The organism is Brevundimonas olei, from assembly GCF_037055245.1.
Taxonomy (GTDB): domain Bacteria; phylum Pseudomonadota; class Alphaproteobacteria; order Caulobacterales; family Caulobacteraceae; genus Brevundimonas; species Brevundimonas olei.
In genome coordinates this window covers 2,269,201-2,284,037 of sequence record NZ_CP146369.1, presented here as the reverse complement: position 1 = coordinate 2,284,037, position 14,837 = coordinate 2,269,201, and the positions used below count along the sequence as shown (strand labels likewise).

Sequence of the window (14,837 nt, the reverse complement as noted above, 5' to 3'; positions counted from 1 at the left end):
CCGGTCGTCAGACCATGCCCATGTTCATTGCGGCCATCAGGGCGTCGCGGATGGCCGCGTCGGTGAAAGGCTTCTGCACCGTGGGGTTGCCGCGCCAGTGCTCGGGCAGGCCGCTTTCACCGTAGCCGGTCGAGAAGACGAAGGGGACCCCCCGCGCCTTGAGCGCCTCTGCGATGGGAAACACCTCCTGGCCGGCCACATTGACGTCCAGCAGGGCGGCGTCGAGATCGATCTCGCTGGCCACGACGCGCAGGCCGTCGCCGACGTTCGATTCCGGACCCACGACGGCGCAGCCCATGTCGCTGAGGATGGTCTCCAGCAGCATGGCGACCAGGGACTCGTCCTCGACGATCAGCACGCGGCGGCCGGACAGCGCTTCAGTCATGCGATTTCCATTTCCAGGGGCAGGCTGATCTCGGCGCAGAAGCCTTGGGACGGGTAGGAGAGCTGGACCGTGCCGTGCAGATCGTGGCGCACGTTGCGCTCGATCAGGCGGGTGCCGAAGCCGCGTCGTTCGGGTTCAGGGATGGGCGCGCCGCCCAATTCGCGCCAGGTGATCTCCAGGCGCGGCGATTTCTGGTCGGCCAGGCGCCAGTCGACGATGACGCGCCCGTCGCCGCAGGCCAGGGCCCCGTATTTGGCGGCGTTGGTGGCCAACTCATGGAAGACCATGCCCAGCGACAAGGCGCGCGCGGGCGACAGCGCCACGTGCGGTCCGTTCAGGGTCAGCCGCCCCAGGCCGTGCGCCTTGGTCTCATGCTCCAGAACCGCGCGCAGGTCGGCGCCTTCCCAGTGGCTGCGGGTCAGCAGGTCATGAGTGTGGGACAGGGCCAGGATGCGGGACTGGAAGGCGGCGGCGAAGGAACTGGGGTCCTCATGGGTGCGCGCCGTCTGCATGGCGATCGACTGGACGGTGGCCAGGGTGTTCTTCACCCGATGGTTCAGTTCGTCGATCATCAGCTTCTGGCGTTCGGCGGCCAGAACCACATCGGTGACGTCGTGGCCCTGGACGAAGATGCCGACGATGTGGCCTGCGTCGTCGCGAATGGGCTGATAGGCGAAGTCGATGTAGCGGTAGTCCAGCGGTCCGTCCTGCGCGTGCCGGAGCGCGAAGGCGCGCTGGCGGCCATAGACCGGCTCGCCGGTCTCGAACACGTCGTTGAGGAAGTCGAGGTGGCCCTGATCGCTCAGCTCGGGCAGGGCGTCGCGGACGGGCTGGCCCAGGATGTCGCGGTGGCTGACCAGGCGGTAGCAGGCGTCGTTGCAGAACTGGATGATGTGGTCCGGACCGTTCAGCACCGCGACGAAGCCCGGCGCGTTCATCAACATGTCGGTCAGCTGTTTGCGTTCGGCTTCGAGGCGCTGGTTGTTGGCCTCGATCTTGGCGGCCCGCTGAAACACCTCGCCGCCGACCATGGCGTCCAGGGCGGAGGTCGGCTCTGCTTCTCCGATCTTGTAACGCAGGCACAGCAGGTCGGTCACATCGCTTGTGTGCTGCAGGATATGGGTGACCTCGCCGGCCTCATTCTTGATCGGCGTGTGGGTGCAGCTCCAGAACCGGTCGTCGAAGACGGGCGTGCCGTCGGGACCGGGGATCAGGACGGGATAGTGCAGGATGGCCAGGTGATCCGGCTGCCCGGTGCTCAGCACCTTGTCGAAGGAGGCGCGCAGGCGGCGGCCTTCCTCTTCGCTGTCCGGGGCGTCGCCCGGCGCGAAAATCTCCATGACGTGGTGGCCGATCAACGCTTCACGCGTGCGTTGCGTGATGTCCAGATAGGCCTGGTTCATCCCCGCGAACCGAAGGTCGCGATCCAGCAACATGTAGGGATTGGGAGAGGAGTCGAACGCCGCCACCAGATCGATTGTTTTGGCGAGCTTGCGCAAACTCCATCCCCCTCTCACTGACTCCTTAACGCAGGATCAGCGGAAAGGGTGCCAGTTTCTGGGGCGAAAATGCAGCAAAAGTAAAGGTTGCCGTCTAGGCGTTCAGGCGCAGCGCTTCGGATAGGGCCTGGTGCATCGCCTTGGGCCGGTAATCGATGTCATAGGGCAGGCCGCGGTTAGGCGGAGCGTCCGCGTACTGACGTTGCGGCGGTTCGGACAGCCAGGAATGGCGGTCGCTCAGACCCCAGGTGACGACGCCTCGCACCTGGGGGAAGACCAGCATGGTCTCCAGATAGCGGCGCGTCTCATCGGCCACCTTCTGATCCCGCGCGGCCGCCGCGTCGTGGAAGCCGGCTTCCTTGACGTCCAGTTCGGTGATGGTGATCTCCAGCCCCAGGTCGACCAATTGCCGGGTCATGTCGCGCAGACCTTCGACCGACAGCGGTCCCTTGGACAGATCCAGGTGCGCCTGCACGCCGACGCCGTCCAGCGGCGTCCCCGAGGCGCGCAGCCGTCGCGCCAGGGCGACGATGGCCTTGCGCCGGGCCTGATCCACCGGATTGTCGTATTCAAAGCCGTAGTCGTTGACGACCAGGTGGGCCTGGGGCGCAAGGGCGCGGGCCTCTTCCAGGGTGCGCTCGATATAGGTCGGGCCGAAGGCGCGGTGGAAGACGTTGCGCCTCAGGCCGCCCGCGCCGCCCTGGGTGTCGATCGGTTCATTGATGACGTCCCACTCGGTGATGCGCTCGCCGTATCGTTTGAGGACGCGCTCCAGATGGCCCGACATCAGCGACCAGTCGCGACGACGCAGCATCTCCTGCCTGGCCCAGTCGGGCGTGCCCTGGTCCCACAGCAGGGTGTGGCCGCGAACCTGCATCCCGTGGCGCTGGGAGAAGTCGAGCAGATCGTCGACGGGGGCGAAGTTGAACTCGCCCTTGCGCCACTCCAGGGCGTTCCACTTCAGGTGGATTTCAGGCGTCAGCACCTGGCAGTCGCGCAGGACCGCACCGCGCAATTCGGCGCTTTGGCGAAGCTGTTCGGCGCGGACGGCGGCGCCGAAATAGCGGCCCTGGGTCCTGGCGGCGTCAGCGAGGGCGGGGAGCTTCACGGGCGGAGGGTCCAGCGGCGCGCCTTCGCGCACCGGACGCCAGGCGGCCAGACCAAGGGCGGGCGCCAGCGCGGCGGCGCCGATGAAGACGCGTCTGGTGGGTCGCGGCAGCATCCGGCTGCACCTCCTCAGGAACGCGAGAAGGTTGCCTGACTACGCTTAACTTCTCGTTAAGGCGCAATCTTAAGAGGCGTCATGGACAATAAGTTGGGCGTGAAAACGGTGTTTCCATGAGCTGAGCGGCCCAATTCGCCCGCCGGACTGCGACCCGCCTTAGAAGCTTCGATAGAAACCGACCCGTAGATAGGCCTGGGAATCTCGTTCATCGCCGTCGCTGAGGCCTACAGAAACTTGGATTTCTGAGCGATCGTTCAGTTTGAATCCGGCGACGGGCCCCACGTGATAGGCGTTGTAGTTGGTGTCGCCTTCGGCCGCGACCTCCATGCCCAGGCGCACCCGGCCGGACGATCCGACCTGATGGGTCAGGCTGACCAAGGCGTTGTAGTCGTCCACCTCGAAGCCGTAGGAGCCGTACCAGTCGACCCGCCAGGGGCCTGAGACATGGCCGCCGTCCAGGGAGACGATGACACCGCCCTGGCCGCCGTCGCGCCGGTTGCCGGGATCGGCGGGGCTCAGGTCCGTATCGACATAGCGATAGCCCACGCCGACGCTGCCCCAGGTCGGCCCGCTGCCGAAGCGATAGATCAGCTCCGCCTGGGCGCCGGTGAAGTCGGCGTCGATCTCGTTCGGGCCCGAGTTGTAGTCATAGCTGCCGGTGTAGACGGAGCCCCGCACCGCAAATCCCCTGGAGTCGACCGAGCTCGGCAGGCCGATCGTCGCCCCGGCATAGGCGCTGTCGGCGACGTCCAACTGACCGCCGGCGAAGATGGTCACGTCGCTTTGCGCCGAGGCGGGGCCGACCCAGGCGACGGCCGTGCAGGCGAAGGCCGCGGCCGTCAGGGCGGCCAGCGAAGTCATCGGGCGTCGACGATGGGGCATGGGTCAGTTCCTTGCGAAGTATCGAACGCGCCAGATGCTGGCGACGCCTGCGACGGGCGCTTCACGCATACAGAACAGGGGGGCGAATGCTGTCATACGACCAATCTTCCCCTGGAGAGTTGTTCCAGACTTTCAGCGCTGCGGTCAATGGGCGCGCGGGCGTGCGACACCCAGGCGATCAGCTCCTCCATGCCCTGGTCCATGGAGCGCCGAGGGGTGAAGCCGAAGGTGCGCTCGATCTTGGAGATGTCGCCGAAGCAGTGGCGGATATCCCCGACCCGATAGCGGTTCAGCACCTCCGGGGCGATGTTCTTGCCCAGCAATCGGGCCAGGACGCCGGCGATCTCATTGATCGAGACGGGCGCGCCGCTGCCGACGTTGAACACGTCCCAGATCTCGCGGTCGTCATCCAGCACGGTGGCGAAGGCTTCGGCCACGTCCTGCACATGGACGAAGTCGCGCATCTGCCGCCCGTCCTCGAACACCAGCGGCGGCTGGTCGTTCATCAGCCGCGAGATGAAGATGGCGGCCACCCCCGTATAGGGATTGCTCAGCGCCTGACGCGAGCCATAGGCGTTGAACAGCCGCAGGGCCACGGTGGGGATGCGCAGAGCGCGCCCGACCGACAGGAACATCTCCTCATGGTCGCGCTTGTTCACCGCATAGATGGAGTTGGGCTGCAGCAGCTTCTCCTCCGGCGTGGGGCAGGGCTCCAGCGACTCTCCGTCGACCATCAGGTCCCAGTGACGCGCCTCCAACTGAGCGTGCGGACGCACGTCGGCGGTCACATGGGCGCCGGTCGAGGGGCGGACGTAATCACCCTCGCCATAGATCGACATGGACGAGGCGACGGCGATCCGTTCCACCGTGTGCGGTCGCTGGGACAGGGTCTCCAGCATGACGGCCGCCGTCATGACGTTGTTGCGGGTGTAATCGACGATGTTGGTCATGCTCTGACCCACGCCGACCGAGGCGGCGAGGTGGGCCAGATGGGTCACCCCGTCCAGCGCCGCCTCGAACACGCCGTCTTCCAGCAGGTCGCCCCTGATGCGGCGGGCCTGCGCGTCGAGGTAGACGGGCCACCCATCCGCATCCAGTTCGGCGTCGCCGTGGACCTGAGGCGACAGACTGTCCAGGACCGTCACCCGATAGCCCCGCGCCAGCATGGCGTCGACCAGGTGCGAGCCGATGAAGCCCGCCCCGCCCGTGATGAGAATGTGCCTGTGCATGATCGTCTGCTTAGTGCTGGTGATGACGAAGGGCGCCGAACTCATCCAGCTTGGTGCGGACGAGGGTGTTGTTGGCGTCGATCTTCTCGGTCCGCTGCCAGGCCAGGCCGCTGTCCCGCAGATACATGACGAAGCCCAGCGTCAGCGGGATGATCCAGACGCACCACCAGACCATGATGAAGATGGGATTGACTATCAGCATGTAGCCGAGGCGCGCGCCCGCGCCGTCCAGCACCAGGTCGGTCCGCCGCCACGTCTTGATGTAGAGGCCGATCATCAGGATCGAGAAGGCGACGATGTTGAAGATCGACAGGATCACCAGCCAAAGCGGCAGGAAGTCCGCGCCCTGGAAGAACCGCCAGGCCGCCCAGACGCCCAGGGGAATGCCCAGGGTGTTCACCCACATGGACATGCAGGGCAGGAAGTTCATCCACACGCGGACCCGTTCGCCGAAGCTGAAGTCCATCTCCTTCAGCGGCGTCGTCAGGCTCTGGAAGAAGCCGGCGACCCAGCGCTTCCTCTGCGTGATTCCCTCGCTGAAGGTTTCGGGCACCTCTTCGATCAGGGAGCCCTCGATGATGCCCAGCGTCCGGCCGTTCTTCCAGAACCGTTGGCCCACCTCCGGGTCCTCGATGGCGATCCAGGGGTGGAAGCTTCCCAGTTCGATCAGGTCGTCCACCTTGAAGAACAGTCCCTTGCCCAGCACCCAATAGGGCTGCTTCGGATCGGACAGGTGGCCGTATTTGGCCCCGTCCCAGGTCATGTGGTCGAAGGCGTGGAAGGCGGCGGCCAGACTGGCGTTCAGGTTGCCCGCCACATTGCGCGCCTGCAGCACGTCGAACCGGCGCAGGCCGATGGCCGCGGCCTTGAAGTGATCGGCCGGCGGGCAGCTGTCGGCGTCGATGTAGTCGATCGTCAGCCCGCTCTTGTCCCTGTAGGTCTCGGCCACGTGATAGGTGGCGTAGATCAGCTGCCGCGTCTTCTTGGGCGGCAGATCCTTGACCCCGGCGCGCTTGCCGCTGTGCCACCAGTAGGCCTTGGGATTCCGGTCCCAGGCGTTCCACACCATGTCCCAGCTGGGGTCGGTGGTCGGCGGCACCGCCAGGATTTCGACGAAGGGATAGGCGCCGGTCAGCCGTCTCAGGCTGGCGATGGTCTCGGCGTCGTTGCTGTTGGGAATGGCCAGGACGCGATAGCGATCGGTCGGATAGTCCAGCTTGGCCAGCGCCGTGAACGTCGTCTCCATGGTGCTCTCCAGCTCCCGCAGCACGGGGTAGAGCAGGACGATGAAGGGATAATCGGCCTCGCTGGCCGGCAGGGGCTCGTCCATGTCCACGCGCTCGACGCGCAGCGAGCGGAAATACATCTCCAGCAGGAAGCTGCCGAAATACAGGACCTGGGAAATGGCGAACAGCCAGACCAGCAGGGTCGCCCAGTTCGGATCTTGAGTGTTCATCACGCCGCTCGCCCAGTTATTTGCCCAATCAGTCGGTGGTGGTTGCTCGGTCCGTTGGTGAATTATCCAGCTGTCGTCTCAGGATGCGCTCGCGCCGCTCTGGGCCAGACGCTGGCCCTCCAACTCGCCGGCGAAGTAGGCGATGGTCTGCTCCAGCCCTTCCTCCAGCGGCACCAGAGGCGACCAGCGCAGATGGGCCAGCGCCCTGGAGATGTCCGGCTTGCGGCGGCGCGGATCGTCGATCGGCAGCGGGTGATAGACCAGCCGCGAGCCTGAACCGGACAGGGCGATCACCCGCCGAGCCAGGTCGTTGACAGTGATTTCGTTCGGATTGCCGATGTTGACCGGTCCGTCGATCTCCTCGTCCGTCTCCATCAGGCGGATGAAGCCCTCGATCAGGTCGTCGACGAAGCAGAAGGACCGGGTCTGCTCGCCTGTGCCGTAGATGGTGATGTCGCGCCCCGCCAGGGCCTGAACGATGAAGTTCGACACCACCCGCCCGTCGTCCGGGTGCATCCGCGGCCCGTAGGTGTTGAAGATGCGCACGATCCGCGTGGTCAGGCCGTGCTGCTGCCCGAAGTCCGTCACCAGGGTCTCGGCGAACCGCTTGCCCTCGTCGTAGCAAGAGCGCGGTCCCACCGTGTTGACGTTGCCGCGATAGCTTTCCACCTGCGGGTGGATTTCCGGATCGCCGTAGATTTCCGAAGTCGAGGCCTGAAAGAACCGCGCCCCGTCCGCCGCCGCCCGCTTCAGCAGGTTCAGCGTGCCGATCGAGCAGGTCATGGCCGTCTTCACCCGATCATATTGATAATGAACCGGGGAGGCGGGGCAGGCCAGGTTGTAGATCTGATCGAAGCGGCCCAGCGCCTCGTCCAGCGGCTCATTGATGTCCTGCGCCACCAGATGGAAGCGATCCGAACTCATCAGATGAGCGACGTTCGCGTGTCGGCCCGTATGAAAATTATCGATGCAGGTCACATGGTGGCCGGCGTCGATCAGTCGCCCGCACAGGTGAGACCCCAGGAAACCGGCGCCGCCGGATACTGCGATCCGTTTTGCAGTTTGGGCGTCGCGAGGCGTCGCATAAGAAAAGCGATCATCTGTCATCGCCTTCAGCCTTGATGGTTGTTTACAATTGGCGAAACAACGCTACGTGCTTACTGTATTCGCGTGACAGGGGAGATCGTATGACCCCCGACGCCGTCGACAATCGCGTTAACCTTTTATTAAGAATTGGGTTCCATTTGATCGCCTCATATGCGTCAAATTTCTGCCCGAATCAGACAAAAAGGGCGCAATGGCGGCGCTCGACGAGGGTGACAGGCCCGACGAACGCTGGATAGCGGTTGGGATCGCCGGGCCTGGGACTTCACGCCTCTCGCCTGAGGCGGCTTATGTAATCATCCGTCAGGCCGCCGCGTCATCTTGTCGGAAATACTAGGTTCTTCCCGCCGCGCGCTTCCACAGATGAAAGCGGGTTCGCCAGGTCGTTCGACGCCGAGGGCGACGCCATCGTCTCTTGGCGGTTCGAATTCAAGGAAGAGAACGGTGGAGGTGAAAGGCTGCGCCTTGAACCATCCACTCAGCGCTCGACTGGGCGCCGGCGATCGTTCGCCGCCCCCACGGAGCGATGAGCAAAGCGAATTGAGCGTGAGTGAGAAAATGGTGGACGCGACAGGGATTGAACCTGTGACCCCCTCGGTGTGAACGAGGTGCTCTCCCGCTGAGCTACGCGTCCGCCTGGAACGGGGCGGTCAGTGACTGCGCCGTCGGGAGGCGCGGACATAGCCCGCGATTCCGATGACGGCAAGCCTCAAATCATCAAATACCAGCGCTGCTTGTTCAGATTCCCGCCGCCTGCGCGCCTTCCGGGGTTTCGTCCTCGGGATCGCCCGGCAGCCAGGCGACATGGCCGTTGTAGATGTCCTGGTTCAGGATGCCTTCCTCCCTGGCGACCAGGACCGGCACGACCATCTGGCCGGTGACGTTGGTGGCGGTGCGCATCATGTCGATGATGCGGTCGATGGCGATGATATAGCCGACGCCTTCCAGCGGCAGCCCCGCCGTCGACAGCGTCAGGGTCAGCATGACGATGCTGGTCCCTGGCACGCCCGCCGTGCCCAGCGACCCCAGCACCGCCGTCAGGCCGATCAGCACATATTGCGTCAGCGTCAGGTCGATCTGGAAATACTGGGCGATGAAGATGGAGGCGATGGCCGGATAGATGGCGCCGCACCCGTCCATCTTCACATTGGCGCCCAGAGGCACGGCGAAGGACGCATAGGCCTGCGGCACGCCCAGCCGTTCGACCGTCTGACGCAGGGTGACGGGCAGGGTGCCCAGCGATGACGAGGTGGCGAAGGCCGTCTGCATGGCCGCAGCGCCGCCGCGGAAGAAGCTGACCACCTTCAGCCCATGCAGCTTCAGCAGGCCCGAATAGACGACGAAGATGTGGAACAGGCAGGCCGCATAGATGGCGAAGATGAACTTGCCCAGCGGCAGCAGCGCCTCCCAGCCGTAGCCGCCGACGACCGAACCGATCAGGCCGAACACCCCGAACGGCGTCAGCTGGATCACCCAGCGCGTGATGCGGAAGATCAGGGCCGCGCCCTCATCCACCAGCCTGCGCGCGTTCTGCGCCCGGTCGCCCAGCGCCACCAGGGCCCCGCCCAGCAGCGCCGAGAAGAAGATGATCTGCAGCACCTTGCCCTCGGCCAGCGAGGCGAAGGGATTGGTCGGCACGACGCCCAGCAGCACCTGCAGGGGCGAGGGGATCTCGCGCGCCTTCACCTCGCCCAGCGGCAGGTCGGACAGGCCGACGCCCGGATTGATGATATGGCCGAAGGCGAAACCGACCAGCACGGCCAGCAGGGAGGTGACGGCGAACCAGACGATGGTCCGCACCCCCAGCCGCACCGCGCCGACCCCTTCGCCCAGCTTGGCGATGGAACTGGCGATGGTGAACAGCACCAGCGGCGCCACCACCATGCGGATCAGGTTCAGATAGACGTCGCCGATCGGCTGCAGCCAGATCGTCGCCTGCTCACGCAGGATCAGACCGGCGATGATGCCCAGGGCGAACCCGGCGGCGGTGCGCTGCCACAGGGGAATGGCGAAGAAGCGACGAAGCATGACGACCCAGGGAGGAGGAACAGGTCGATCTATGTGTTTCGCAGGCGCACGGACGGCAACAGTAGCGGTCGCGATTGATGCTGAGAAGTTCTGTCGCGTGTTTTAGTTTTTCTGACAATCTGTGTGTTGCGGCGGTTCACGCAGATGCAGATGGAGCGGCAGCGCCAGCGATAGTCCGACAAAGAAGCTGGCCGGAAGGACCAGCCACCATCGCCCGACCTTGTTCGCGCGCGCATCACGCCATGACCACACCCAGAAGATGACAATTGTGATCAGCACATCAGCAGAAAAACCGCCGGCGGCGCCGTTTGCGAACAGCGACTGCAGAAACAGCGGAATATCGGGCCCATGTGTCCCGAAGAACGATCCAAAGAACAACCAGGGAATCACTGTCCCCACAACGGCCATGGCCAGGTAAAAATTCTTGGCGGTCATGCGCTTTGCCTCGCTGCAGACCGCTTCTATGCGCCTTTATGCTCAAGCTGTCCGCAAGTAAATCAGGCGCTCATCACTCCGGCCAGCGCCTCTTCAAAACCATCGTAGTGGTCGATCATCACATCGCCGCCCAGTTCATCGTGCGGCACGTCGTTGTAGCCGAAGCGGACGGTGATGCAGGGCACGCCTGCGTCCCTGGCCGCCTTGGTGTCCGTCGTGCTGTCGCCGACCATGACGCAGCGCGCCGGATCGCCTCCCGCCTTGCGCACCGCTTCGATGATGTGCGCGCCGCTGGGCTTGCGCGCCGACACCGCATCTGGCCCGGCGATGAAGGCGAAGTGGCGCGTCAGGTTCAACGCTTCGATCAGCGCCACCGACAGGTCCGTGCGCTTGTTGGTCGCCACGCACAGGATCGCCCCGCGCGCGCTCAGCCGGTCCAGCGCCGCGACGCAGCCGTCGAACGGACGGCTCTCGTCGGCGATGTGAGCCAGGTAGACGTCGATGAAGCGCTCGAACAGGCCGGGGGCGTGGGCCTCGTCCCAGACGGCGCCCGCCTCCATGAAACCGTGGCGCAGCATGGCCATGGCGCCGTGCCCGACCAGGTGCCGGGTCGAGGACATGGGCACGGGCGGCAGTTCATACTCCGCCAGCATCCGGTTCAGCGTGCCGATCAGGTCCGGCGCCGAATCCACCAGCGTTCCGTCCAGGTCGAAGGCGATGGTCCAGCCTTCCAGGTCGCGCTCAATGCTCACTCATCTGTCTCCCGGCTCGCGAAGACCCCGGCAATGGGCTAGATCGCAGGCAACGACAAGCCGCCGGATCGATTCATGACCGCACCTCACCCTCGCGCCGCCATCATCCTCGCCGCCGGGCAAGGCACGCGCATGAAGTCGCCCTTGCCAAAGGTGCTGCACCCGGTCGGCGCGCGCGCCATGCTGGATCACGCCATCGACGCGGCCGAGGCCCTGGGGTGCGAGCGCATCGTGGTCGTGGTCGGCGCCCACTCGCCGGAAGTCCACGCCCACGTTGAAAAGCGCCTCGGCGCCGACAGCATCGCCGTTCAGGACCCGCCGCTGGGCACGGGCCACGCCGTGCGCGCCGCCGAGGCCGCGCTGGGCGATTTCGTCGGCCATGTAGTCGTCACCTATGGCGACGTGCCCTTGCTGAAGGCCGCCGACATCGAGCCGGTTTTCGCCGACTCTCACGAAGGCGTCACCGTCATCGGCTTCGAGGCCCGCGATCCCGGCGCCTACGGCCGTCTGATCCTCGACGGCGACGCCCTGCTGGCCATCACCGAGGCCAAGGAAGCTTCGGCTGAAGTTCTTGCGATCACGGCCTGCAACTCCGGCGTCATGGCCGCGCCGGTCGGCCTGCTTTTCGATCTGCTGGCCGAGGTCACGAACGACAACGCCAAGGGCGAATACTACCTGACCGACGTGGTTGAGCTGGCCCGCAAGCGCGGCGCCCCGACCCGCGCCGTCTTCGCCGCCGAGGACTTGGTCATGGGCGTTAACGCCCAATCAGAATTGGCTCAGGCCGAAGCCCTGTTCCAGAAGACCCAGCGCGAGCATTTCCTGGCGCAGGGCGTGACCATGAGCGCCCCGGACACCGTCCACTTCGCCTGGGACACGGACATCGGCGCGGGCACGACCATTGAGCCTTTCGTCGTCTTCGGCCCCGGCGCGGTCGTGGCCGAGGGGGCGCGCATCCGCAGTTTCAGCCACATCGAAGGCGCCAAGGTCGCGACCGGCGCCGAGGTCGGCCCCTACGCCCGCCTGCGTTCCGGCGCGGACCTGGGGCAGGGCGTCAAGGTCGGCAACTTCGTCGAGGTCAAGAACGTCCGCATGGACGCCGGCGCCAAGGCCAATCATCTGGCCTATCTCGGCGATGGCGAGGTGGGGGCGAAAGCCAACATCGGCGCGGGGACCATCTTCTGCAACTACGACGGCTTCTTCAAGCACCGCACCACGGTAGGCGAGGGGGCCTTCGTCGGCTCGAACAGTTCTCTGGTCGCCCCCGTGACCATCGGCGCGGGCGCCATGGTCGGCTCCGGCTCGGTGGTGACGAAGGATGTCGCGCCCGGAGACCTGGCCCTGGCGCGCGGTCAACAGACGACGAAGCCGGGCTGGGCGGCCCGCTTCATGGACACCATGCGCGCGAAGAAGGCGGCGAAATCCCAATGAGCGACCTGCAGAAGAAGAACGCCGGCGAAGCCGCCGCCCAATACGTCGAGGCCGGGATGGTCGTCGGCCTGGGCACCGGCTCCACCGCCGCCTGGTTCGTCAAGGCGCTGGCCGCCCGCAATCTGCCGGACCTGCGCTGCGTCCCGACGTCCGAGCGCACCGCCGATCTGGCGCGCGAACTGGGCCTGCCCCTGTCGACGCTGGAAGACACGCCGAAGATTGACCTGACGGTCGACGGCGCCGACGAGATCGGCCCCGGCCTGGCCCTCATCAAGGGCGGCGGCGCGGCCCTGCTGCGCGAGAAACTGGTGTGGGAGGCGTCGGCCCGCTGCATCTGCATCGCCGACGCGGCCAAGGTGGTGCCTGCGCTGGGAACCTTCCCCCTGCCGATCGAGGTGGTCGCCTTCGGTCACAAGACGACCGCCAACCGCATCGCCGATGTTCTGGCCGATCACGACATCGCCTCGCCCGCCCGCGTGCGCGAGGCCGAGCGCGGCTTGATCCGCACCGACGGCGGCAACCTGATCTACGACGCAGCCTGCAAGCTGATCGCCGACCCGGCACGCCTCGCCGCTGACCTGAAAAGCCTGACGGGCGTGGTCGAGCACGGCCTGTTCCTCGACCTCACCGACCTGGCCGTCATCGGCACGGATGCGGGCGTCGAGACGATTAATCCCTGATCCTTACCCATTCTTCGTCATCCTCCGGCAAGCCGCGCAGCGGCGCTGACCAGGGAACCCAGCGGCGCCCGTCAGGGCGAAAGCTCCACCCGTCACGCTTGCTGTAAAGATCGCCTTCGGCGCCGCTGGGTCCCCCGGTCTCGCTCCGCTCGCCGGAGGATGACGGAAGGGGGATGCGGCAAACGGGCGTGCTTGATCCTCACGCCTTGCCCCCTCGCGCCCCGGCGCCTAAGTCGGGTCAGCGCTGCGGCTCAGCCGCGCGGATTTCAGACGATTCAGACGAATTGGACTCTAGTTTTCGAGTCTGATGCCGGAGCCCCCGATGACCACGACCTACGACTACGACCTCTTTGTCATCGGCGCCGGTTCGGGCGGGGTGCGGGCGGCGCGGCTGACGGCGCTGGGCGGCAAGAAGGTCGCCATCGCCGAGGAGTACCGTGTCGGCGGCACCTGCGTCGTGCGCGGCTGCGTGCCCAAGAAGTTCATGGTCATGGCCTCCGAAGTCAGCCACGCCTTGGAAATCGCCGAGGGCTACGGCTGGTCCTTCGATAACGCGAAATTCGACTGGCCGACCTTCCTGCAGGCCAAGGATGTCGAGATCGCCCGCCTGTCGGGCATCTACGCCGCCAACCTGGCCAAGGCGGGCGTCGACCTGATCCACGGCCGCGCTGTCCTGAAGGACGCCCACACCGTCGAGATCGTCGGAAAAGACCAGACCATCACCGCCGAGAAGATCCTGATCGCCACCGGCGGCCGCCCGTGGAAGCCGGAAAGCCTGACCGGCATCGAACACGCCATCACGTCGGAAGAGGCCTTCCACCTGCCCGAACTGCCCAAGCGCATCCTGATCGCGGGCGGCGGCTACATCGCGGTGGAGTTCGCGGGCATCTTTGCGGGGTTGGGCGTCGAGACGACCCTGATCTATCGCGGCCCGAACATCCTGCGCGGCTTTGACGACGACGTGCGCGCCCATCTGGCGGGCGAGATCGAGAAGCGCGGCGTCAAGGTCATCCTGGGCTGCCAGCACGCCTCGATCGAGAAGACCGAGACCGGCCTGGTGAACCACCTCGAGAACGGCATGACGATCGAGACCGACGTGGTCATGTTCGCCACCGGCCGCACGCCGCACGTCAAGGGCCTGGGCCTTGAGGCCGCAGGGGTCGAGCTGAACGAGAACGACGCCATCAAGGTCGATCGGTATTCGAAGACCACGGTCGACAACATCTGGGCCATCGGCGACGTCACCGACCGGATGAACCTGACCCCCGTCGCCATCCGCGAGGGCGTGGCCTTCCATGAGACGGTCTACAGGAACAATCCGCAGAGCTTCGACTATGAAGCCGTCGCCACCGCCGTCTTCAGCCAGCCGCCGGTGGGCACGGTCGGCCTGACCGAGGCCGAGGCCCGCCACGCCTGTCCGGGCGAAGTGGACGTCTACGTCACCCGCTTCCGCCCGATGAAGTACGCCTTCACCGGCTCGGACGAGCGGGTGCTGATGAAGCTGGTGGTCGATGCGGAGAGCCAGCGCGTCGTCGGCTGCCACATCGTCGGCCCCGACAGCCCCGAGATGATCCAACTGGCCGCCATCGCCGTGAAGGCGGGCCTGACCAAGGCTCAGTGGGACGCCACCTGCGCCGTCCATCCGACCATGGCCGAGGAGTTGGTCACCTTGAAGGAAAAGCAGACGCCGGCCTCCATGTCCGCCGGTTGATCCTGAGACGGGGCGGCTTG

Annotated in this window: 13 protein-coding genes and 1 tRNA gene; 3 read left to right on the top strand and 11 right to left on the bottom strand. The window is 65.7% G+C overall.

Annotated elements, in window-relative coordinates; genetic code table 11:
- Positions 1-7: 7 nt before the first annotated feature.
- The 11 genes from V8J38_RS10920 to V8J38_RS10870 form a co-directional block, all read right to left on the bottom strand.
- Positions 8-385, bottom strand: a complete 378-nt coding sequence (locus tag V8J38_RS10920; RefSeq protein WP_291781981.1) for a response regulator — start codon at positions 383-385, stop codon at positions 8-10.
- The gene (locus tag V8J38_RS10915; protein WP_338575649.1) at positions 382-1,884 is read right to left on the bottom strand and encodes an HWE histidine kinase domain-containing protein; all 1,503 of its coding nucleotides are present in this window, start codon (positions 1,882-1,884) and stop codon (positions 382-384) included. The genes V8J38_RS10920 and V8J38_RS10915 overlap by 4 nt, the downstream gene beginning before the upstream one ends.
- Positions 1,885-1,978: 94 nt before the next feature.
- Positions 1,979-3,106 (bottom strand): endo-1,4-beta-xylanase, encoded by a 1,128-nt coding sequence (locus tag V8J38_RS10910; protein WP_338575647.1) that lies wholly within the window; start codon positions 3,104-3,106, stop codon positions 1,979-1,981.
- 159 nt (positions 3,107-3,265) lie between these two features.
- Positions 3,266-3,991 (bottom strand): cellulose biosynthesis protein BcsS, encoded by a 726-nt coding sequence (gene bcsS / locus V8J38_RS10905; RefSeq protein ID WP_338575646.1) that lies wholly within the window; start codon positions 3,989-3,991, stop codon positions 3,266-3,268.
- A gap of 92 nt (positions 3,992-4,083) precedes the next feature.
- Positions 4,084-5,220, bottom strand: a complete 1,137-nt coding sequence (locus V8J38_RS10900) for an NAD-dependent epimerase/dehydratase family protein (protein ID WP_338575644.1) — start codon at positions 5,218-5,220, stop codon at positions 4,084-4,086.
- Between the two features lie 10 nt (positions 5,221-5,230).
- On the bottom strand, positions 5,231-6,676 hold the full coding sequence (locus V8J38_RS10895; RefSeq protein WP_338578624.1) for a glycosyltransferase family 2 protein: 1,446 nt from the start codon (positions 6,674-6,676) through the stop codon (positions 5,231-5,233).
- Between the two features lie 78 nt (positions 6,677-6,754).
- A complete protein-coding gene (locus tag V8J38_RS10890) occupies positions 6,755-7,783 on the bottom strand; it encodes a UDP-glucuronic acid decarboxylase family protein (protein WP_312217755.1) in 1,029 nt (342 codons plus the stop codon).
- Positions 7,784-8,339: 556 nt separating this feature from the next.
- Positions 8,340-8,414, bottom strand: a tRNA-Val gene (locus V8J38_RS10885).
- A 104-nt stretch (positions 8,415-8,518) separates the two neighbouring features.
- Entirely contained in the window at positions 8,519-9,808 is a 1,290-nt protein-coding gene (locus V8J38_RS10880; protein WP_291782389.1) for a dicarboxylate/amino acid:cation symporter, read from the bottom strand.
- Positions 9,809-9,910: 102 nt separating this feature from the next.
- A complete protein-coding gene (locus V8J38_RS10875) occupies positions 9,911-10,243 on the bottom strand; it encodes a DUF2834 domain-containing protein (RefSeq protein WP_338575643.1) in 333 nt (110 codons plus the stop codon).
- A 62-nt stretch (positions 10,244-10,305) separates the two neighbouring features.
- Complete coding sequence (locus tag V8J38_RS10870; RefSeq protein WP_291782382.1) at positions 10,306-10,995, bottom strand: HAD-IA family hydrolase; 690 nt, start codon at positions 10,993-10,995, stop codon at positions 10,306-10,308.
- A gap of 75 nt (positions 10,996-11,070) precedes the next feature.
- Here V8J38_RS10870 and glmU point away from each other — a divergent pair, with 75 nt between their 5' ends.
- The 3 genes from glmU to gor all read left to right on the top strand — a co-directional run bounded on the left by glmU (position 11,071) and on the right by gor (position 14,817).
- Complete coding sequence (glmU, locus tag V8J38_RS10865) at positions 11,071-12,426, top strand: bifunctional UDP-N-acetylglucosamine diphosphorylase/glucosamine-1-phosphate N-acetyltransferase GlmU (protein ID WP_338575641.1); 1,356 nt, start codon at positions 11,071-11,073, stop codon at positions 12,424-12,426.
- Positions 12,423-13,106, top strand: coding sequence for a ribose-5-phosphate isomerase RpiA (gene rpiA / locus V8J38_RS10860; protein WP_338575639.1), 684 nt, complete (start codon positions 12,423-12,425; stop codon positions 13,104-13,106). The genes glmU and rpiA overlap by 4 nt, the downstream gene beginning before the upstream one ends.
- A gap of 322 nt (positions 13,107-13,428) precedes the next feature.
- The gene (gene gor, locus V8J38_RS10855) at positions 13,429-14,817 is read left to right on the top strand and encodes a glutathione-disulfide reductase (protein ID WP_338575637.1); all 1,389 of its coding nucleotides are present in this window, start codon (positions 13,429-13,431) and stop codon (positions 14,815-14,817) included.
- Positions 14,818-14,837: the final 20 nt, after the last annotated feature.